This window comes from Bacillus sp. FMQ74, from assembly GCF_001875785.1.
Lineage (GTDB): Bacteria > Bacillota > Bacilli > Bacillales > Bacillaceae > Bacillus > Bacillus stercoris.
This window is the reverse complement of record NZ_MOEO01000005.1, coordinates 135,391-155,521: the sequence shown is the minus strand read 5'-3', so window position 1 is coordinate 155,521 and position 20,131 is coordinate 135,391. Positions and strand designations below refer to the sequence as shown.

The following is a 20,131-nucleotide window of genomic DNA, read 5'->3' as shown; positions in this document are numbered from 1 at the left end:
TCGTTAATGGGGAGGCATGCAGGATTTTTTTTGCTCAGTATCGAATACAAATATGGGACAGTAAGGACAGATTTTAGAAAGCGTTTTTATGCTGCCTGAAAGGATGAATGTCATGAAGGTTATCAAAGGTTTAATGGCTGGGCTGTTTTTTCTGCTTTTGTGTGCCTGCGGAGGACAGCAGATTAAAAATCCGCTCAATTACGAGGTGGAGCCTTTTACATTTCAAAACCAAGACGGCAAGAACGTTTCATTAGAGAGTTTAAAAGGAGAAGTATGGCTGGCGGATTTTATTTTTACCAATTGTGAAACTGTATGTCCGCCGATGACGGCTCATATGACCGATCTGCAAAAAAAACTGAAAGCCGAGAATATAGATGTCCGTATCGTATCATTTAGTGTTGATCCAGAAAACGATAAGCCGAAACAGCTGAAGAAATTTGCCGCAAATTATCCATTATCGTTTGATAACTGGGATTTTCTCACCGGATACAGCCAGAGTGAGATTGAGGAGTTCGCACTTAAGAGCTTTAAAGCGATCGTAAAGAAACCGGAGGGAGAGGACCAAGTCATTCATCAATCTTCTTTTTGGTTAGTAGGCCCGAACGGCAAGGTGCTGAAAGATTATAATGGAGTGGAAAATACACCGTACGATGAAATTATCGCCGATGTAAAATCAGCAGGCACACTCAAGTAAGCTAGGAGACTAGGCATTTGCAAATCTTCTAAAACATGATACACTTTCCACTAGTAGAATGGGAAGGAGCAACAAGATTGAAGCTGCGCATTTTTTCAATCATGGCCAGTTTGATTTTGCTTCTTACTGCTTGTACAAGTATACGTACAGCATCTGAGGGAAAACAAAAAGATCATGAAACGAAAACGAAAGAGCACATTGTCATAGCGGCTGTCGGAGATTCGCTGACAGAAGGAGTCGGAGATCCCGATGGAAAGGGATATGTCGGCAAGGTGGCGGATTCTATCCGGTCAGATAAACAAGTCAAAACGGTTGACGTGAAAAATTATGCCGTAAAAGGGAACCGTTCGGATGATTTATTAGAAAAACTAAAAGATAAAAAGGTTCAAAAAGGCATAAAGGACGCAGATTATGTCTTTTTTACAATTGGCGGTAATGATTTGATGAAAGTCCTTCGCCAAAATTTCCTGCAATTAACCGTTGAACCGTTTCAGGAAGCGGAAAAACCGTACGAAAAGCGCTTTGAAAAAATCATTTCTGAAATTCGCAAGCTGAATGATCACGCTCAGCTGATTTATGTCAGCATGTACAATCCGTTTACGTTTACATTATCTGAACTAAATGAGATAAACGGTGTCGTCACGGATTGGAACCATATTGCTGAAAAAGAGCTGAAAAAAGATAAACATGCGAAAATCATTTATATCGAAGATTTGTTCAATCAAAAAAGTGACAGCAGCCGAATTTCTGAGGAAGATGATTTTCATCCTAATGGTACGGGTTATTCTCTAATCGCGAAGCGCGTTTATCAATCCATAAAAAAAGAAGGATTACCGAAAGAGTAGGGTGACAGCATGAATAAGTGGAAACGACTGTTTTTTATATTGCTTGCAATCAATTTTATCCTCGCTGCCGGGTTTGTTGCACTTGTTTTGCTCCCGGGAGAACAAGCTCAGGTGAAGGATTCATCTGAGAGCGAGTATGGATTTCAAGTGACAAGCACAAAAGAATCATTAGCTGCGTTTGTTAACTCATATTTAAACGACAAGGCATCAAACAAGCTTGATTATAAAGTAGAGATTGATGATGATGTTCATGTTGCAGGGAAAATCAAAGCATTTTCTACGACTATTGATGCTTTTATCGCTTTTGAACCGACCGTGAAAAAAAACGGTGATGTAGAGTTGAATGTTACGAAATTTTCGTTAGGGAAATTGAGTATACCGATTAGCTTTGTGTTAAATTATATGGACAGCTTTTATGAGTTGCCGTCATTTGTCCACGTTCACCCAGGAGATAAAAGCATTGAAGTTCGTTTGTCAGAAATGCCTTTAACGAATGGAATGTATGTCAAAGCGGATAAGATAAATTTAGAAAAAGATGAAATTGAGTTTTCCTATTACCATCCTAAACAATAGAGGTGACTGAAAATGAAACAGGTTTACCAGTATTTCAGTTTATTATCCTTTACATTTTCCCTGTACTTCGGCTGGCTTGCATATCATCATCTGGCCGCTGAAGACATGGATCAAATGTATTTGAATGTTTCCTATTGTGCCTTGTTCCTAAGTGTGATGGTGTTTACATTCGGTATGCGAGACCGAAAAAAAACCGATAAATCATGAAAAAAGAGACATGAAACAACGTCTCTTTTTTCGTGCGGTCCGAAGAAAATTTAAGAACACAAGGAGAAAAGATGAAAGCATACGATTTTACACAGGGGAACGTACTGAAACAGCTAGTACTGTTTTCAACGCCTATTATGCTCGGAAACGCATTGCAGGTTTCCTTTCAGTTTATAGACAGCTTGTGGATCGGCAATTTACTGGGGGCACAGGCTCTTGGGGCAGCCGCGGTATCAAGCACGATTGTTCTGACCGTGCTGTCTTTTATTTTGGGCCTTAACAATGCGACGTTAACCATTTTATCTCAGCAAAAAGGAAAAGATGATGTGAAGGGAATGACGTCGTATATTAACGCTTTTGTTGTTTTATTAACAGGCCTAAGCATCGGATTCGGCGCGGCCGGTTTTTTTCTCTCAGAGCTTTTGCTGCGTCTTCTAAAAACGCCGGAGTCAATGCTGCCGCTTGCTGAGACGTATTTACAGATTCAATTCATCGGCATTTTATTTTTGTTTGGTTATAACTTTATCAGTACTGTGCTTCGGGCGCTGGGCGACAGCAAGACACCGCTCCGGTTTATTGCGTTTGCTGTTGTACTGAATACAGTGCTGGCGCCGCTCTTTATTTCTGTGTTCCGCATGGGAATAGCGGGTGCGGCTTATTCAACGATTTTGTCACAAGGCATTGCGTTTCTGTATGGGTTGTTTTATGTCATCAAACACAAGCTTGTGCCTTTCTCAATTCCGAGAGTGCCCAAGTGGGGAGAGTCCGCGTTGATTTTGAAACTAGGGATTCCGGCAGGTCTGCAGATGATGGTGATTACAGGCGGTATGATGGCGATTATGAGTGTTGTCAACTCATACGGGGAGCACGTGGTATCAGGCTTTGGCGCGGTCCAGCGGCTCGACAGCATCATCACGCTTCCAGCAATGGCTGCCGGTACGGCCGTCAACAGTATGGCAGGGCAAAATATCGGAATCGGAAACAATAAAAGAGTAGGAACGATTGCAAGGCTTGGTGTGCTGGCTGTTATTTCCTGCATGCTGGTGATTGCGGTTATGATTTGGGTATTTGGTAAATACCTTATAAGGTTATTTATCAGCGAGCCTGATGCGGTCGCATTTGGTGAACAATATTTGCGGTGGATCGCGTTTTTCTACCCTTTTATTGGGATTAATTTTGTGCTGAACGGAATCGTCAGGGCCGCGGGAGCGATGCTGCAGGTTCTGGTATTAAATTTGATCTCGTTTTGGGTGTTGAGATATCCTTTCACAGCTCTATTTTCAGCTTGGCTTGGACAAAAAGGAATCGGGCTTGGGATCGGAATGAGTTTTTTATTTAGCAGCTGCGCGGCATTTTTGTATTACAGGTATGGCCGCTGGAAAACAATGAAGCTGTTCACTGAAAAATAAGTGAAGCACTTGCGAAAAGCACATACCTATATATAGCGGTATGTGCTTTTTTTCACCGTTTTTTATCAAGTTTGCTGAAGAGCTCGATTAACGTGGCAAGTTCAGCATCAGTGTAGCAGTCAAAGCGTTTAAAGAAATATTCCGTTTTTTTCTCGTTAAAGTGCTGAAGGACTTTTTCGCCCGCTTCAGTGATATGAATGCGGATGATGCGTCTGTCTTCCTTCGATCTGATTCTCGTAATCCATTCCTTTTCTACCAGCGCATCGGTTACAGCCGTAATGTGGCTTGCCGATACCTCTAAAATAGGCGCAAATTCAGTGACTTTTTTAGGCCCTTGTTCACTGAGGATCCGAAGAATGGTGAATTCGTTCCGCGACAGCTCTTTATCTAAAATTTCATTGATTTCATTGCGTATTTGTTTAAAGACTTTACGGAGTAAAGTTTCCATATCGTACATCATCTGTGTTCTTACTTTCAAATTTGTGAACCTCCATTACATAAGCATATTGCTTAAAACCTATAGATTTTATTGAAAAGCAGAATCATTTTCATTCTATTTTTACATGCTATAATATAATAATACCACGTATTAACAAAGGAGGCACCAGTATGTCTGAAAAAAAAGAAATCGCCACATTTGCAGGAGGCTGTTTTTGGTGTATGGTTAAACCTTTTGACGAACAGCCGGGAATTGAAAAAGTGGTGTCCGGGTATACAGGCGGCCATACTGAAAACCCTACGTATGAAGAGGTGTGCAGTGAAACGACGGGACATCGTGAAGCTGTTCAAATCACGTTTAATCCTGATGTATTCCCTTATGAAAAACTGCTTGAATTATTTTGGCAGCAAATCGATCCGACAGATGCCGGCGGGCAGTTTGCTGATCGCGGCAGTTCCTATCGCGCAGCCATTTTTTATCATAATGATAAACAAAAGGAGCTTGCGGAAGCTTCCAAGCAACGTCTGGCGGAAAGCGGCATCTTTAAAGATCCGATTGTAACGGACATTTTAAAAGCTGAACCTTTCTATGAAGCGGAAGGCTACCATCAGCATTTTTATAAAAAGAATCCAGCACATTATCAGCGCTACCGGACAGGTTCCGGACGTGCCGGATTTATTAATGAGCATTGGGGGAATAAATAAATGGCGTACAATAAAGAAGAAAAAATTAAGTCATTAAATCGTATACAATATGAAGTAACGCAAAATAACGGCACGGAGCCGCCGTTTCAAAATGAATATTGGGATCATAAGGAAGAGGGGCTCTATGTAGACATTGTGTCAGGCAAGCCATTGTTTACATCCAAGGATAAATTTGATTCCCACTGCGGCTGGCCAAGCTTTACGAAACCGGTTGAAGAAGAAGAAGTGGAAGAAAAATTGGACACGAGCCATGGCATGATTCGCACAGAAGTAAGAAGCCGAACTGCCGACTCTCATCTTGGTCATGTATTTAATGACGGTCCGGGACCAAACGGGCTTCGTTACTGCATAAATTCAGCAGCGCTGCGGTTTGTTCCAAAGCATAAGCTGAAAGAGGAAGGATACGAAAGCTATCTGCATCTCTTTGATAAATAAAATGTTAAAAACAGGCCTGCCTAATTTAGACAGGCTTGTTTTTATGCCTTTTTCTCTTGATGCAAGTCTTCAATAATCTGGGCAATTCTTTCTTTCGTAATGAGCGGGGCTTGATCAGATTGATACCCAGGCAGATTGACTTTGCGAAAGTCAGGATGTTTTTCAGGCTCTGGAAGGATCGCATAAAGGTTGCCCCATTCATACAGTGATTCAATTTCATGCGGGGATGTTAATTCTTCGTGAAGCTTTTCACCTGGACGCTTGCCGACTTCTACTGCAGCCGGCCGCGGGAGCCCGTGCTGCGATGCATATTCTTCAAATCCATGAATCAGTTCTTCAAGTTTCAGTGATTCCATTTTGAAAATAAAGGTTTCTCCGCCTTTTGTAATAGCAGCTGATTGCAATGTCAATGTAGCTGCATCGTCTATTGACATGAAAAATCTGGTCATGTTCTTGTCTGTGATTGTCAGAGGCTCACCCTCCATCATCTGTTCAAATAATATAGGGATGACCGAACCTCTGGAGCCCAGAACATTTCCAAAGCGGACCGAACAAAACACGGTTCCTTTGTTTTGAACGTGGCGGTTTGCTTGATGAAACAGCTTTTCAGATAACAGCTTGGTGGCACCCATTGTGTTCACAGGAGATACAGCTTTATCTGTACTGATATTAATGACATGCTGCACTCGGTGTAAAAGGGCAGCTTCCACCACATTTTGTCCGCCGATGAGATTGGTCTGGATCGCTTCAAATGGATGATCCTCACATGTCGGAACCTGTTTCAGCGCAGCCGCGTGAAAGACGATATCGACGCCTTTCATCACCTGATTCACCCTTCTGTGATCGCGTACATCTCCAAGTACAAATAATAGCCGCTTATCCTCCGCATACTTTTGGCTCATGACATACTGTTTACTGTCGTCTTTGCTGAATACAATCACCTGTTTAGGTGTAAGCAGCAAAAGGCGTTTGACAATTTGACTCCCGATTGAACCTGTTCCGCCAGTGACTAAAACTGTTTTGTTATGAAAAAATGGTTTTAGTTCTGCTGTTTGCTGTTTAGGCATGGCTTATCCTCCAACTCTCGTTTCTCTACCATGCATCATATGTTCAACTTTATAATCGAATTAATGAAAGCAACCAATAAAACAAAATTTAGGGGAATGATCATGTCACAACGTGTTCTTTTTTAATAGAAAATGGAAAACGGGCGCAACTAGCGAATGATAAAACTAAATAAACAATGTACTAAATGTTCATTATGTTTTTATTTCGCACCTCAAAAGCAAAGCTGACAAAGTCATCTCACGTACCTCTTTAGGGAAAGTTGTTTATGAGTCAGAAACCCTATAAAAAAAGGTTCATTTTCCTCACGGTAAATACTTGTGTATATTTTACAATAGGGATGATAGTGATAAAAGAGGAGGGTACCAAATGAAGGTTTCAAAAACAATGCTGCTAAGCACCGCCGCGGGTTTATTGCTTAGCCTGACAGCAAACTCGGTGTCGGCTCATGATGTGAATGAGAAACATCATTTCAAAGTGACTTCGCAAACGGAGACAGATCCGGTCGCTTCTGGCGATGACGCAGCAGATGATCCGGCCATTTGGGTTCATGAGAAACACCCGGAAAAAAGCAAATTAATTACGACAAATAAGAAATCAGGGCTCGTCGTGTATGATTTAGATGGAAAACAGCTTCATTCTTATGAATTTGGCAAGCTCAATAATGTCGATCTGCGCTTTGATTTTCCATTGAACGGCGAAAAAATTGATATTGCTGCAGCATCCAACAGGTCTGAAGGAAAAAATACAATTGAAGTATATGCAATAGACGGTGATAAAGGAAAATTGAAAAGCATTACAGATCCGAAACACCCTATTTCCACTGGTATTTCTGAGGTTTACGGATTCAGTCTGTATCACAGCCAGAAAACAGGGGCATTTTACGCATTAGTGACAGGCAAACAAGGGGAATTTGAACAGTATGAAATTGTTGATGGTGGAAAGGGTTACGTAACAGGGAAAAAAGTGCGTGAATTTAAGTTGAATTCTCAGACTGAAGGCCTTGTTGCGGATGATGAGTACGGGAACCTATACATAGCAGAGGAAGATGAAGCCATCTGGAAATTTAACGCTGAGCCAGGCGGAGGATCAAAGGGACAGGTTGTTGACCGTGCGACAGGTGAACATTTGACAGCTGATATTGAAGGACTGACAATTTATTATGCCCCAAGTGGCAAAGGATATCTCATGGCCTCAAGTCAAGGAAATAACAGCTATGCAATGTATGAACGGCAGGGGAAAAATCGCTATGTGGCCAACTTTGAAATTACAGATGGAGAGAAGATAGACGGTACTAGTGACACAGATGGTATTGATGTTCTCGGTTTCGGGCTTGGTCCAAAATATCCGTATGGGATTTTTGTGGCGCAGGACGGTGAAAATATCGATAATGGACAAGCAGTCAATCAAAACTTCAAAATTGTATCGTGGGAACAAATTGCACAGCATCTCGGCGGAATGCCTGATCTTCATAAACAGGTGAACCCGAGGAAGCTGAAAGACCGTTCTGACGGCTAGAAAAGAAAGCAGCTGAACAAGCTGCTTTTTTCTGTGAATGAAAAAATCGTTCATAGCAATGAACGATTTTTCAAGAAAGCGCCAGATGAATCGCCTTTAGTGTTGCAGGAAGCTCATCAAACGTAAATGCGGGTACGGTCTCATTATAATTGGCTGCTGCAGCTTTATGCCGTTCTTCAGGGTTTTTGATATAGAAAGCGGTTTTTTCCTTAAAGTCGTTCATGCCGTGATAAGAAATAAAGGATGAAAAAGGATGGGCCGCAGGTAAATCGGTTAATTGAAATGCTTTGCATGCAGCGATATCAAACGTTCGGTTATTAAAACTGGCATTTTTGATACGCATAGTATTTTGGTTGAAAGCAAAATGATAGGGCCGATGCGCATTGATTACGATGTCTGCTCCGTTATAATAATGAACGGCCTGTTCGGGAGGAACCCATGTGCTGACGACATCGATGTGCGGCTGTTTGAGCACTTTTTTAGGCAGATATTTTCTCCATTCCTTGCCGATTACCCGAACCGTGAAAGGCAGATGGACGGCTTCTTTCATAAGCTGAACCCGATTAGGGTAAGGATAGCCGATGATTAACAGATTTGAATGATAGGAATGTTCGGTGCCCATTTTTTTAAACAGCCGATGGTTAACTGGTATCGGAACATAATAGACGTTCTGGTAGCCGAGCTCTTGATAATAGAGAGCGGCATTTTGTTCAATCGTTAATATGGCGTCAGCAAGCTTAATTACCTGAAGGCTGATATCAATATAAAATGGGTCTTCGGTCAGCCAAACATACACGGGGATATCCTTACCCTTTAACCAGGTCAGCCAGTCGTGAGGAACGCGGTCTCCAACCATCATAAGTGCGAAGTCCGGCTGAAACGCTTCGATCTTCACCAAAGATTCTGCTTCAGGTTTATCTGCAATCATATACTCTGTATGAGTGTTCTGAAAACATTCTTCAGCCCAGCGATCAAAATAACTGTATATTCCTCCGTATCCCGACTGGATATACAAGACTTTCATCGGATGTTATGAAAAGAACGTAACGCTTTCTACTTTGTCTACATCAATTAATGTTGTAGCTTGACCTGCCGGAGTGACGGAGCTTTCCTGTGTTACAAAGACGATACCGTGAACTTGATCGAAAGCAACGAAAACAACCGGTCCGATCATATCACCTGAATCAGTCACAATGCTGATTGTCGTGCCTGGCGTAACTCTGGCAAAAATCCATCTTGCCGGAAGGGAAGGATCTAAAAGAGATTCTGCCGTAACCGTTTCACTTTCATCTACTTTTTGATCGATGGCCGCTTCAAGCAAGGCTTTAAGATTACTATCCATGTTTTCTCCTCCTTCAGTTGCAGTTGGAAATAAAGGACTTAAAACGGTTTTAATTAAATCCTTTTTTAACTGTGTATTTTCAGAGCTCATTACAAACACCTCCTATTCGATAGTGAACTCACGTTAATCATATTCTTCCGGCTGTTATTTGGTATGAGTCGAACGCCGTACCTGATCTATTTTTCATCTATTTAAGGAAAATGCTGATTTTTTAATGGAGTGGACATAGTCCTATACCATAAATCAAAGTCGTTCATATTGTGAAACAGAGTAAAGGGATAAGGGAGAGGGATTATTTGGATTTAGAGAAACAAGTGGATCGAGAAGAAAACCAAGATGAACTGTATTTTATTTTGCTTTTGCTGATTCTGCTTATCCGTCAATCATCTACTGAAGGAAATTCATCTGATCTCAGACGCCAGCTTATTTTTGCAAAAGAGCTGGGCGTACCGGTTTCAAAAGTCAATTTGATCAACGGAGATACGCTTCAGAATGTCATTGTAAAAGAAGTTCTGACTGATTTGGTTATTTTTCAAAACCCGTTAAATAACACGAGATCTCATGTGTCACTCTCAAGTGTTGTAAGCTGGGGTGCTTTTTAAATGATGACAGAGGCTCTGCTTGCTGCGGAGCCGTTTTTATGTTTGACGGCGGGGGCGGTATAGATGGGAGAGAAAGTGTCTATTATTTTAACAAGTTACAATAAACCCGATTATTTGCAAAAAACGATCGAAAGCGTGATACAGCAAACGCATTATCTTTGGGAGCTTTTTATTATGGATGATCATTCGAATGCAGAAACAACTGCGGTAATTCACAAGTATCTTCATGACCGGCGCATTCAATATCATAACAGTTTCGTGCACCCTGCAGATCGATTAAAAACAGCTCGTTATGCCACATTAATTAACAGTGCGCTCCCATTTGCAGACGGCGATTACATTTCCTATCTTACTGATGACACTGTTTATCATCCCGAGCGGCTGAGCCGTATGGTGCAAGAATTTTCACATCAGCCTGAAGCGCAGGTTGTCTATTCAAAACAAAAAGTTGTACATGTAAACGAAAGGGGAGAGGAAATCTCACATTTCTACAGAAATGCCAATGCAGTGCTAGAGCAGGCGGCTTTTCATGTTGATCATTGTTCAGTAATGCATCGCCGTTCGTTACTTAATCTCATTCACCATAAATATGGAGGCTATTGGGATGATGATATGAAGCATTGGAATCATGGCGACGCAATTTTTTGGGCGAGACTCAACAACTTTACCCCATTTCTGCCGATAAATGAAGTATTAGATACAACTTATAAAACCCCAGATTCATTTCAAAATGCATATCGGTTTCTGCCCGCCGATTTGATTGACGGCTCTTTTGTAAAAGGTTCAGATCAAACTGTGTATTTTCTTGATCAGGGTGTACGGCACCCTGTCGGGGAAAAGTGGAGTTTCTGGTATCTAAATCGGACTGTCGCTGTTCCAGACCCATATTTATTCCAATATAGGATTGGGAGAAATTTAAACATTCCGAATTATATTTTAGTAAAGGAAGCTGACCATCCTGCCATATTTTATATCGAAGCCGGAAAAAAAAGGCGCATTGTGGACCAGTATGCGTTTCAATTCTATCAATTTCAAAGAAAAGACATATTGACAGTTGGAAAAGAAGAGATGGAGGCGCTTTTGGAAGGGCCGCCGATTATGTGGAAGCGATCTGAATTGATCAAAAATCCGCCTGGCCGAAGGCTGTTTTTCATCGAACGCGAGCCGTTTTTGTTTCTAAACGGCTTCTTTCACCCAATTAGTGAACAAGTAGCAAGGAAGTTTTTTTTACATCAGAAGCCAATCTCCGCTTCTTTCCGAAATATTCAGCAATTTCCAATTGGAAAGCCGTTTTATCCGGTGTACGATGAGATTATAAAGAAATTGAATATTGCAACAGAGTAAAGGGATAGGTCATAAAAAGGAGACGTTCATGACAGGACATTATTCAAAAACGGAACATCAATATATATTGTTAACGTCTGAATCGACATCGTTTGATCATTACAGCGTATACAGAGATCCTCAGCTTCCGCAAATTTTTTCTCATAATTTTGTTCAGCTCCATGATACGTTTCCATTGGAGCGATTATTGAACTTTTTGCCCTCCGTACCAAAGCTGCTTGAGGCGAATTATCTCCATTTAAAAGCGTCGCCGCAACATGTTTTTCCGCTCGGTTTGAAGCAGTCGCTTGTAAAAAGCGGCTTTGTCGTCGAGGATGAGCTACTATATGACATGAAGCTGAGTGACTGGAAGGGGCGGGTGGGACATCCTTTAACCGCATGGGGGACAGCAAAGAGCCTTAGCGACGGATCTTCTATTATGAAAATTTACGATTCCATTTATATTGGAGAAGCGATCGCAGAACAAAAATTAAATAGAAAATATCCTTTCTACGAAGCGGGTACAATCATACTTGTTGTTTGTTATAGCGACCAGGCACAGAAAATTCCCATTGGGTGCGGCGAGCTGTTTATCGATCAGCAAGAGAAAACAGCTAAAATCGAAGAAGTAGCAATTTTAGATCAGTTTCAAAGGAAGGGCTACGGCAGTGTCTTAGTGCAAGAAATGCTGTCCATCGCCAAATCACTAGGAATGGAAGCAGCCTACTTAGTGGCTACAAGCACAGACGGTGCAACCCATTTTTACGAAAAGCTGACATTTAAAAAATATGAGCGGGTGCATACCGTTTTTCATTATTTCCTTACATGAAATAGGCGTTTGCACAAACCATTTGGGACTTGGCCCGCATAAAATGCCGTATATCGTGATAAGAAAGGATGAAAACAGCATGTATGGATACCCTGGATACGGTTATGGATTTGGCTGCGGGACAAATACATTTGTATTGATTGTTGTCTTGTTCATTTTATTAATTATTGTAGGAGCCGCTTTTATTTGCTAGATGCTGAAATTCAAAAAGAGCCTTCCCCTTCAGGGAGGCTCTTTTTATGTGAAAAAGTTTTTGCTGGGAACGTCATGCCGCCATTTGGACACTCATACAATATGTTAAAAGGGTTTTGAGGTGGGAGCATGAGCAGTTATTTGATTAAGCCGGAGCTTAGCTCGGCCTATCCGGTTGTCGGTTATGCGAAGGGTTCATATGTGTATGATCAGACCGGAAAAAAATATCTTGACGGCTCGTCAGGTGCGGTGACATGTAATATCGGCCACGGAGTTCGTGATGTGACTGAGAAGTTGAAAGAACAGCTTGATCAGGTGTCTTTTGCTTACCGCTCACAGTTTACGAGCGAGCCCGCTGAGCAATTAGCCGCTCTCTTGGCGCAGGAGCTGCCGGGAGATGTGAATTGGTCTTTTTTTGTCAACAGCGGATCAGAAGCGATAGAAACAGCGATGAAAATAGCCATTCAGTATTGGCAGGAAAAAAAGCAAACACAAAAATCCATCTTTTTGTCTCGGTGGAGCAGTTACCACGGAATAACTTTGGGAGCGCTTTCATTATCTGGTTTTTATGAAAGGAGATACAGGTTCACCCATCTCATTGAACGGTATCCAGCTATCTCAGCTCCACACATTTATCGGCTGAATTCTGAGACGGCAGAAGACTTTGTTCAGTCTGCAGCTGATGAACTAGACACTGCGATCAAAAGAATCGGAAGCCAATTCATCGCCGGCTTTGTGGCTGAGCCAATTATTGGTGCTGCAGGAGCAGCGATTACTCCGCCTCCGGGATATTATGAGAGATTAAGCGAGGTATGCCGCACACAAGACGTGCTTTTTATTGCAGACGAAGTAATGACAGGGCTTGGGAGAACAGGAAGGATGCTTGCGACAGAGCATTGGCACACCGTTCCTGATATTGCTGTATTAGGCAAGGGTCTCGGTGCGGGGTATGCCCCTATTGCTGCTGCAGTTGTATCTGATTCGATTGTTGAAACGATTAAACAAGGATCAGGTGTGATTATGAGCGGCCACACATATAGTGCACATCCCTATTCAGCCAAAGCTGCTCTTGAAGTTTTGCGGTATGTGTTAAAGCACGGCTTGATCAAACAATCAGAAATAAAAGGAGCTGTGCTGAAGAAGAAGCTTGAAGAGGCGGCGTCTCAAAGCGGCATCATAGGTGATGTGCGAGGAAAAGGTCTGCTATTAGGCATTGAATTTGTGGCAGACAAGAAAACGAAGAAAGTGTTTCCGCCAGAACAGGCGGTAACCCAGCTTATTGTCAGCGAGGCGAAAAAACGCGGGCTGATTGTTTATCCTTCTAAAGCTGGGATAGACAGCGGAGAAGGAGATGCTGTCATTATTGCTCCTCCTTTTACCATTTCAGACGGTGAAGTTGAAGAGCTTATCTCTATTTTTTCAGAAACAGTTGCAGCGGTCGAAAAAAACTTAAAAAAGGATTGACATCAAATGGTGCCATTTCAAAAAGCAATCAGCATTGAAACAGCAATTGCAGATGTTCAGGACGGATCGGTTCTGATGTTTGGCGGTTTTGGGGGAGTCGGGTCGCCTCCTTCATTGATTGAGGCTATTTTGGACAGCGGTGTAACGGATTTAACTGTTATTTGCAATGACGCGGGTTTCCCGGAGATAGGGATCGGCCCGCTTATTGTTAATCAACGGGTCAAAACCCTGATCGCCTCGCATATCGGTTCTAATCCTGTAGCCGGAAAACAGATGACAGACGGGACATTAGAAGTTCAATTTTCACCTCAGGGAACGCTTGCGGAGCGGATTCGCGCCGGCGGAGCGGGACTTGGCGGTATTTTAAGCGATATCGGCATTGATAATCAAATGGTTTGCGAGGAAAAGGATATCGTAACTGTGGCGGGAAAACGATATTTGATAGAAGAAGCGCTGACGGCTGATTTTGCTTTCATCAATGCGTGCATTGCCGATGAATTCGGCAATCTAACGTATGACAAAACCGCGCGCAATATGAATCCGCTAATGGCAATGGCCGCCACGAGAACCTTTGCCGAAGCTGAGCGTATCGTTCCGATGGGAGAGATTTCTGAGGAAATGATTGTCACGCCGGGGGTTTTTGTCGAGGGGGTTGTACGAAGTGAAGGAGTGAAGTGGAAATGGGCTTGGGAGTAGCAGAAAGAGAACAGATCGCAAAACGGGCTGCTGCTGAAATTAAGCAGGGCATGATTGTGAATCTCGGCATCGGCATCCCATCCTTGGTCCCTAACTTTTTGCCATCTGACATGCAGGTCATGTTTCAAGCCGAAAACGGTGTCCTTGGCATTGGAGAAAGTCCTGAAAAGGGAGAAGAGGATGCGCATTTATGCAACGCTGCGGGATATCCTGTCCGGGCCGTAAAAGGGGCTTCTTATTTTGATACAACGATGTCTTTTGCGATGATCAGAAGAGGCAAAATTGACATTACGATCTTAGGCGCCCTGCAGGTGAGCCAATCAGGCGATTTGGCAAATTGGCTTGTTCCGGGAAAAAAGGTGCCGGGTATGGGCGGGGCGATGGAGCTTGCCCAAAAAGCGAAAAAAGTGGTTGTTGTCATGAGTCATACAGATCAAAAGGGAAGGCCTAAATTAACAGAAAGCTGTACGCTGCCGTTAACTGCTGCAGGCTGTGTGGATTTGATTATTACCGAAAAAGCGGTTCTTGAGGTCGATGGCCATCACTTCATTTTAAAAGAGCTGATGAATGGCTCGACAATCGATGAGGTGACGAGGCTGACAGAGGCTGAAATCAAAATAGATATGCCTTTTTCTTAAGAGGGGGAATGAGGATGCAAGACATTGAAAGAAAAGTAATCGGGTGGCTTGATCAGCATTCGGCCAAAGCCATTCGTCTTCTCAAAAGGCTGATTGGGGAAAAAAGCACTTTGGGATCAGAGTTTAACGCCCAAGCTGTTGTGCTTGAAAAACTGCGGCAATTTCATATGGACATAGATGTATGGGAGCCAAGCCTAAAGCAATTAAAACAGCATCCCTACTTTAAATCTAACCGATCCGATTTTCATGAGAGCCCGAATATCGTGGCTAAAAAAACGGGAGCCGGCGGAGGCAGGTCCCTGATTTTGAACGGCCATATCGATGTTGTGCCTGAAGGAAGCGTAAAGGATTGGAAGTATGAACCGTATCAAGCTGTCGAAGAAAACGGTAAAATATACGGCCGAGGCTCAACGGATATGAAGGGAGGCAATACAGCCCTTCTTTTTGCTTTAGAAGCCCTGCACGCCTGCGATGTCAAATTGAAGGGAGATGTATTGTTTCAGAGTGTTGTAGATGAAGAGTGCGGCGGCGCCGGTACACTGTCTGCCATCATGAGAGGCTATCGTGCTGACGGGGCATTAATTCCTGAACCGACGAATATGAAACTATTTATTAAGCAGCAGGGCTCGATGTGGTTTCGGATCACTGTGAAGGGATTAGCGGCACATGGGGGCACACGCTATGAAGGGGTAAGCGCGATTGAAAAAAGCATGCACGTTATCACAGCGATACAAGAGCTGGAGAAAGTCCGCAATGCGAGAATTTCAGATCCGCTGTATGACAATATCCCAATACCGGTACCGGTGAATATCGGCACCATCTCGGGCGGTGCTTGGCCATCTTCAGTTGCAGATCGTGTCGTCATAGAAGGGAGATGCGGAATTGCTCCCCATGAGAAACCAGAAGCTGTAAAACTTGAATTGGAAAACTGGCTGAAGGATTTAGAATACTATGACGAATGGTTTAAACGCCATCCCGTACAAGTCGAATGGTTTGGCGCTCAATGGCTGCCGAATGATTTACCCAATGATCATCCTTTAATTTCTGTGCTGCAATCAGCCTATCAAAAAATGAAACAGACCGAGCCGATTATTGAGGCTTCCCCGTGGGGAACGGATGGAGGGCTTTTGTACCATGCAGGTGATACACCAGTGATCGTTTTCGGGCCGGGGGAAACAAAAGTGGCTCATCAGGCCAATGAATACATTGAGGGTGAAGCCATGATAGAATCTGCTAAAATTATTGCACTTTTTATCATGGATTGGTGCGGGCTTCATACAGACGGGGAGGATGCGGATGCTCAAGTCGATAAAGAGTAGTGGTGTCACAGCAGTTTTGGACCATGACAGCTTTAATAAACGAATCAGAGTGGTCTGTTATGACGGAGCCATTGAGAAGGCCCTGCCAGATATCGTGGCAGCGGCGAAAGAAGAGAATGCGGAAAAAATCATCGTCTATACGAAGCAGCATGATGAACCAATGCTTGCCAAACAATTATTTGCGCCGGAGGGTTATCTAAAGGGCTACTATCTCGGCCATTCGGCTTGTGTCATGGTTCGTTACCTTTCAGAAAGCCGGAGACAAACAGATTCATATACTGAGGAACAGGAGATCATCGAATCTTTATATCGCACAGTGCCCCGTCTACGCAACGACAACATACCCGTTTTTACGATGAGAAAAGCAGAAACAAACGACATGTATCAGCTGTCAATGCTGTATAAAAAAGTATTCCGTACGTATCCGACCCCCGTATTTGACCCCGCTTATATTGAACAGACGATGAATGCAAATACGGTGTATTATATCATGCTTGATCATGACCGCCTGATCAGCGCAGCAAGCGCAGAAATCAATCCAGAGCTGGGGCATGCGGAAATAACCGATTGCGCTGTGCTGCCGGAATATCGCGGCCATTCGCTGACAAGCTTTTTAATCGAGGCGTTAGAACAAGAAATGGCTGGAAGGGATATCTTTCATGTGTTTTCTCTCGCCCGTGCTTCGTCTTTTGGGATGAATGCTGTGTTGTATCATTCAGGTTATCAGTATGGCGGAAGGCTGATCAATAATTGCTTTATAGCCGAAGGTCTTGAAAACATGAATATTTGGTGCAAACAACTGTAAGTCAAAACATGCGCGAGGAGGAGTTCGTTTGGAAAACAAATGGTATAAACCGAAACGGCATTGGAAGGAGATCGAGTTATGGAAGGACGTTCCGGAAGAGAAATGGAACGATTGGCTTTGGCAGCTGACGCATACTGTTAGAACGTTAGAGGATTTAAAGAAGGTCATCAATCTGACCAAGGAAGAAGAGGAAGGTGTCAGAATTTCTACAAAAACGATCCCCTTAAATATTACGCCTTACTATGCTTCTTTAATGGACCCCGACAATCCGAGATGCCCGATCCGCATGCAGTCTGTGCCGCTTTCTGAAGAAATGCACAAAACAAAATACGATCTGGAAGACCCGCTACATGAGGATGAAGATTCACCGGTACCCGGTCTGACACACCGCTATCCCGACCGTGTGCTGTTTCTTGTCACGAATCAATGTTCCATGTACTGCCGCTACTGCACAAGAAGGCGTTTTTCCGGACAAATCGGAATGGGAGTCCCTAAAAAACAACTGGATGCTGCAATTGCTTATATCCGGGAAACACCCGAAATCCGTGATTGTTTAATCTCAGGCGGTGACGGGCTGCTTATCAATGATCAAATTTTAGAATACATTTTAAAAGAGCTGCGCAGCATTCCGCATTTGGAAGTCATCAGAATCGGAACAAGGGCGCCCGTCGTCTTTCCGCAGCGCATTACCGATCAATTGTGTGAGATATTGAAAAAATATCATCCGGTCTGGCTGAACACCCATTTCAACACAAGCATCGAAATGACAGAGGAATCCGTTGAAGCCTGTGAAAAGCTTGTGAACGCAGGTGTACCGGTCGGAAATCAGGCTGTCGTATTAGCAGGTATTAATGATTCGGTTCCAATTATGAAAAAGCTCATGCACGATTTGGTAAAAATCAGAGTCCGTCCGTATTATATCTACCAATGTGATCTGTCAGAGGGCATCGGGCATTTCAGAGCGCCTGTTTCAAAAGGTTTGGAGATCATTGAAGGGTTGAGAGGGCATACCTCAGGCTATGCGGTTCCTACCTTTGTCGTTGACGCACCAGGGGGCGGAGGTAAAATCGCCCTGCAGCCAAACTATGTCCTGTCACAAAGTCCTGACAAAGTCATTTTGAGAAATTTTGAAGGTGTGATTACGTCATATCCGGAACCGGAGAATTATATCCCCAACCAGGCAGACGCTTATTTTGAGTCCGTTTTCCCTGAAACCGCTGACAAAAAGGATCCAGTCGGGCTGAGTGCCATTTTTGCTGACAAAGAAGTTTCATTTACACCTGAAAATGTAGACAGAATCAAAAGGAGAGAGGCCTACATCGCAAATCCGGAGCATGAAACATTAAAAGACCGGCGTGAGAAAAGAGATCAGCTTAAAGAAAAGAAATTTTTGGCGCAGCAGAAAAAACAGGAAGAGATTGAAAGCGGAGGAGATTCTTCATGAAAACATGCGAATGGTGCGGCGAACTTGAAGCGGTGCCCGGCAGGAACACGGTGTACTGGGAGCTCCCTGATGGAACGAGGGCTATAGAATTGACAGACACTCCCGCTATGGTATGTGCTGCCTGCGGTATGAGCTATCAAGAGGAAAATACGGTTAAGGAGATTGAGGATCAGCTGCTTTTGATTCAAACAAAAAAACTGCCTGAAAGCCTAACGTATCAGCAGCTCATGGAGACAGAAAGGATTTTGAAACGCAACTATTTTGACTTCTCCTGAGTCATGTTTCAGTATTCTTTTGTTGTAATTTTACACTTGAACTGTATAATAGAACAACAAAAGACAGACACCAGGAGGGGAAACCCATGAAATCCTTTTATCACTATTTATTAAAATACAGGCACCCGAAGCCGAAGGACAGCATCAGTGAATTTGCCAATCAGGCGTATGAGGATCACAGCTTTCCGAAAACATCAACCGATTATCATGAAATCAGTTCGTATTTGGAGCTGAATGCTGATTATCTTCACACGATGGCAACGTTTGATGAAGCTTGGGATCAATACGAGGCTGAAGTGCACGGCAGATAATAGCTGTTTCATCCGCAGGTCACTGCGGATTTTTTTATGTCCATATCCATACCATAATTGGATATTTCCTTTGGTTTTCATGCCCATGCGAATTGGCTTCACCCGGCATACGATAGCGTATGAGAAATGTTGCGGCGAGGGGGAGACACCAATGAAGCAAAATAAACCGAAATTCCAAGTAGGGGATATCGTAGTCGTCATTATGTATGGAACAGTTGGCACCATCACAAAAGTGCACCAAATTGATAAACACTATCTTTATGAGGTCAATCATAACGAAGTTTTGTACTTTGAATCGTCCATTCAGCTTTACAAAGATTATGAGGGTGTCATTGTCGACATGGAAAAGCTTGATATTGAGTATGAATTCCTTATTGGGGACGTTGTTTATGTAAAAGATTATGGAAAAGAACTCTTTCGCATTATCGGTCACAGAACAGAAATTTGGAGATATTTAGAAGATGGCTGGGAGGATATCATTTATGAGCTCACCCGTTTAAAGGATGGAGAGTGGCTTGAAACGGAGGAAGAGGATCTCACGCTGGTGCTTAGAAAATATGAAATGGACCAGTTTGTACACCAGCTGTTGTTTGTCCACTATGTCGGAGAAACTGGCCATGAGATCGGCGAAGATATCGCATCGTCTGCTCTTCTTCAGTTTGAAGGCGATGATGAAGATCAAGATACCCTTCACATCCTTGCTGTATCAATTGTTGATGAGCTTTTGGATATTTATAATGATTACAAAATTCTGTACGAAATGTTTCAGGATGAAGAATATAAAGATATGATGAAGTTTGTTCTGGAAAGTTTAAAAGAGCATTTCAGTTAGTTTGTGAACATACGGATCAAGATATATATAAAATAAGGCAGACAGCCCCAAATCATCACACGCGTCATCCCTTTGAGCGTTTTTTCCATTATGATATCAAATCTTTCTCCGTCCAGTGCTTCCATCATTTTAGCGATCATAGCGTCAGCCTCCCATGGCTTGTTTTTTAT

26 protein-coding genes and 1 pseudogene are annotated in these 20,131 nt (G+C 43.0%); 22 read left to right on the top strand and 5 right to left on the bottom strand.

Annotated elements, in window-relative coordinates; translation table 11 throughout:
• The first annotated feature begins 112 nt into the window (after nucleotides 1–112).
• The 5 genes from scuA to BLL41_RS11625 all read left to right on the top strand — a co-directional run bounded on the left by scuA (nucleotide 113) and on the right by BLL41_RS11625 (nucleotide 3,728).
• Nucleotides 113–694 (top strand): cytochrome c oxidase assembly accessory protein ScuA, encoded by a 582-nt coding sequence (gene scuA / locus BLL41_RS11645; RefSeq protein WP_071578114.1) that lies wholly within the window; start codon nucleotides 113–115, stop codon nucleotides 692–694.
• Between the two features lie 77 nt (nucleotides 695–771).
• Nucleotides 772–1,539: an SGNH/GDSL hydrolase family protein gene (locus BLL41_RS11640; RefSeq protein ID WP_071577970.1), complete on the top strand. Its 768-nt coding sequence runs from the start codon at nucleotides 772–774 to the stop codon at nucleotides 1,537–1,539.
• A 9-nt stretch (nucleotides 1,540–1,548) separates the two neighbouring features.
• The gene (locus BLL41_RS11635; protein ID WP_071577969.1) at nucleotides 1,549–2,112 is read left to right on the top strand and encodes a YpmS family protein; all 564 of its coding nucleotides are present in this window, start codon (nucleotides 1,549–1,551) and stop codon (nucleotides 2,110–2,112) included.
• A gap of 12 nt (nucleotides 2,113–2,124) precedes the next feature.
• The gene (ypmT, locus tag BLL41_RS11630; RefSeq protein WP_014664322.1) at nucleotides 2,125–2,319 is read left to right on the top strand and encodes a protein YpmT; all 195 of its coding nucleotides are present in this window, start codon (nucleotides 2,125–2,127) and stop codon (nucleotides 2,317–2,319) included.
• Between the two features lie 71 nt (nucleotides 2,320–2,390).
• The gene (locus tag BLL41_RS11625; protein WP_071577968.1) at nucleotides 2,391–3,728 is read left to right on the top strand and encodes an MATE family efflux transporter; all 1,338 of its coding nucleotides are present in this window, start codon (nucleotides 2,391–2,393) and stop codon (nucleotides 3,726–3,728) included.
• Between the two features lie 52 nt (nucleotides 3,729–3,780).
• Here the strand turns inward: BLL41_RS11625 and BLL41_RS11620 are convergent, their stop codons facing one another.
• The gene (locus BLL41_RS11620; RefSeq protein WP_004398634.1) at nucleotides 3,781–4,206 is read right to left on the bottom strand and encodes a MarR family transcriptional regulator; all 426 of its coding nucleotides are present in this window, start codon (nucleotides 4,204–4,206) and stop codon (nucleotides 3,781–3,783) included.
• A 131-nt stretch (nucleotides 4,207–4,337) separates the two neighbouring features.
• On the opposite strand from BLL41_RS11620, the gene msrA reads away from it, so the two are divergent.
• Both msrA and msrB read left to right on the top strand, forming a co-directional pair.
• Entirely contained in the window at nucleotides 4,338–4,871 is a 534-nt protein-coding gene (msrA, locus tag BLL41_RS11615) for a peptide-methionine (S)-S-oxide reductase MsrA (protein WP_071577967.1), read from the top strand.
• Nucleotides 4,872–5,306, top strand: a complete 435-nt coding sequence (gene msrB, locus BLL41_RS11610) for a peptide-methionine (R)-S-oxide reductase MsrB (protein WP_071577966.1) — start codon at nucleotides 4,872–4,874, stop codon at nucleotides 5,304–5,306.
• A gap of 41 nt (nucleotides 5,307–5,347) precedes the next feature.
• Here the strand turns inward: msrB and BLL41_RS11605 are convergent, their stop codons facing one another.
• Nucleotides 5,348–6,373: an SDR family NAD(P)-dependent oxidoreductase gene (locus tag BLL41_RS11605; RefSeq protein ID WP_071577965.1), complete on the bottom strand. Its 1,026-nt coding sequence runs from the start codon at nucleotides 6,371–6,373 to the stop codon at nucleotides 5,348–5,350.
• Nucleotides 6,374–6,740: 367 nt separating this feature from the next.
• Between BLL41_RS11605 and BLL41_RS11600 the strand changes: the two genes are divergently transcribed.
• Nucleotides 6,741–7,889 (top strand): phytase, encoded by a 1,149-nt coding sequence (locus BLL41_RS11600; protein ID WP_071577964.1) that lies wholly within the window; start codon nucleotides 6,741–6,743, stop codon nucleotides 7,887–7,889.
• 70 nt (nucleotides 7,890–7,959) lie between these two features.
• Here the strand turns inward: BLL41_RS11600 and cgeB are convergent, their stop codons facing one another.
• Together cgeB and cgeA are read right to left on the bottom strand one after the other, a co-directional pair.
• Nucleotides 7,960–8,913 carry a spore maturation protein CgeB gene (gene cgeB, locus BLL41_RS11595; RefSeq protein WP_071577963.1) on the bottom strand — a complete coding sequence of 318 codons (954 nt, stop codon included), beginning with the start codon at nucleotides 8,911–8,913 and terminating at the stop codon, nucleotides 7,960–7,962.
• 6 nt (nucleotides 8,914–8,919) lie between these two features.
• Nucleotides 8,920–9,321: a spore crust protein CgeA gene (gene cgeA / locus BLL41_RS11590; RefSeq protein ID WP_071577962.1), complete on the bottom strand. Its 402-nt coding sequence runs from the start codon at nucleotides 9,319–9,321 to the stop codon at nucleotides 8,920–8,922.
• Between the two features lie 206 nt (nucleotides 9,322–9,527).
• Between cgeA and cgeC the strand changes: the two genes are divergently transcribed.
• The 14 genes and pseudogenes from cgeC to BLL41_RS11515 all read left to right on the top strand — a co-directional run bounded on the left by cgeC (nucleotide 9,528) and on the right by BLL41_RS11515 (nucleotide 19,961).
• Nucleotides 9,528–9,833, top strand: coding sequence for a spore maturation protein CgeC (gene cgeC, locus BLL41_RS11585; protein WP_071577961.1), 306 nt, complete (start codon nucleotides 9,528–9,530; stop codon nucleotides 9,831–9,833).
• Nucleotides 9,834–9,896: 63 nt separating this feature from the next.
• On the top strand, nucleotides 9,897–11,177 hold the full coding sequence (gene cgeD / locus BLL41_RS11580; RefSeq protein WP_071577960.1) for a spore maturation glycosyltransferase CgeD: 1,281 nt from the start codon (nucleotides 9,897–9,899) through the stop codon (nucleotides 11,175–11,177).
• A gap of 28 nt (nucleotides 11,178–11,205) precedes the next feature.
• On the top strand, nucleotides 11,206–11,985 hold the full coding sequence (cgeE, locus tag BLL41_RS11575) for a spore maturation N-acetyltransferase CgeE (protein WP_071577959.1): 780 nt from the start codon (nucleotides 11,206–11,208) through the stop codon (nucleotides 11,983–11,985).
• Nucleotides 11,986–12,028: 43 nt separating this feature from the next.
• Entirely contained in the window at nucleotides 12,029–12,178 is a 150-nt protein-coding gene (locus tag BLL41_RS23305; protein ID WP_370881202.1) for a YjcZ family sporulation protein, read from the top strand.
• Nucleotides 12,172–12,326: pseudogene (locus tag BLL41_RS22615) on the top strand (hypothetical protein). The gene BLL41_RS23305 and the pseudogene BLL41_RS22615 overlap by 7 nt, the downstream one beginning before the upstream one ends.
• A complete protein-coding gene (locus BLL41_RS11560) occupies nucleotides 12,307–13,641 on the top strand; it encodes an aspartate aminotransferase family protein (RefSeq protein WP_071577958.1) in 1,335 nt (444 codons plus the stop codon). Before BLL41_RS22615 ends, BLL41_RS11560 begins: the two are co-directional and overlap by 20 nt.
• 6 nt (nucleotides 13,642–13,647) lie before the next feature.
• Nucleotides 13,648–14,337: a CoA transferase subunit A gene (locus BLL41_RS11555; RefSeq protein WP_071577957.1), complete on the top strand. Its 690-nt coding sequence runs from the start codon at nucleotides 13,648–13,650 to the stop codon at nucleotides 14,335–14,337.
• Nucleotides 14,322–14,975 (top strand): 3-oxoacid CoA-transferase subunit B, encoded by a 654-nt coding sequence (locus tag BLL41_RS11550; protein WP_071577956.1) that lies wholly within the window; start codon nucleotides 14,322–14,324, stop codon nucleotides 14,973–14,975. Before BLL41_RS11555 ends, BLL41_RS11550 begins: the two co-directional genes overlap by 16 nt.
• 8 nt (nucleotides 14,976–14,983) lie before the next feature.
• Nucleotides 14,984–16,294, top strand: a complete 1,311-nt coding sequence (locus BLL41_RS11545) for a peptidase (protein WP_083427997.1) — start codon at nucleotides 14,984–14,986, stop codon at nucleotides 16,292–16,294.
• Nucleotides 16,272–17,099 carry a putative beta-lysine N-acetyltransferase gene (gene ablB, locus BLL41_RS11540; RefSeq protein ID WP_071577954.1) on the top strand — a complete coding sequence of 276 codons (828 nt, stop codon included), beginning with the start codon at nucleotides 16,272–16,274 and terminating at the stop codon, nucleotides 17,097–17,099. Before BLL41_RS11545 ends, ablB begins: the two co-directional genes overlap by 23 nt.
• Nucleotides 17,100–17,127: 28 nt before the next feature.
• The gene (gene kamA / locus BLL41_RS11535) at nucleotides 17,128–18,543 is read left to right on the top strand and encodes a lysine 2,3-aminomutase (protein WP_071577953.1); all 1,416 of its coding nucleotides are present in this window, start codon (nucleotides 17,128–17,130) and stop codon (nucleotides 18,541–18,543) included.
• Nucleotides 18,540–18,818, top strand: a complete 279-nt coding sequence (locus BLL41_RS11530; RefSeq protein WP_040082864.1) for a YokU family protein — start codon at nucleotides 18,540–18,542, stop codon at nucleotides 18,816–18,818. The genes kamA and BLL41_RS11530 overlap by 4 nt, the downstream gene beginning before the upstream one ends.
• Before the next feature lie 86 nt (nucleotides 18,819–18,904).
• A complete protein-coding gene (locus BLL41_RS11525) occupies nucleotides 18,905–19,129 on the top strand; it encodes a YozE family protein (protein ID WP_003241575.1) in 225 nt (74 codons plus the stop codon).
• A gap of 151 nt (nucleotides 19,130–19,280) precedes the next feature.
• Entirely contained in the window at nucleotides 19,281–19,961 is a 681-nt protein-coding gene (locus tag BLL41_RS11515) for a hypothetical protein (RefSeq protein ID WP_071577951.1), read from the top strand.
• Here the strand turns inward: BLL41_RS11515 and BLL41_RS11510 are convergent.
• Nucleotides 19,958–20,101, bottom strand: a complete 144-nt coding sequence (locus BLL41_RS11510) for a hypothetical protein (RefSeq protein WP_014664301.1) — start codon at nucleotides 20,099–20,101, stop codon at nucleotides 19,958–19,960. The two genes, BLL41_RS11515 and BLL41_RS11510, sit on opposite strands and share 4 nt — an antisense overlap.
• Nucleotides 20,102–20,131: the final 30 nt, after the last annotated feature.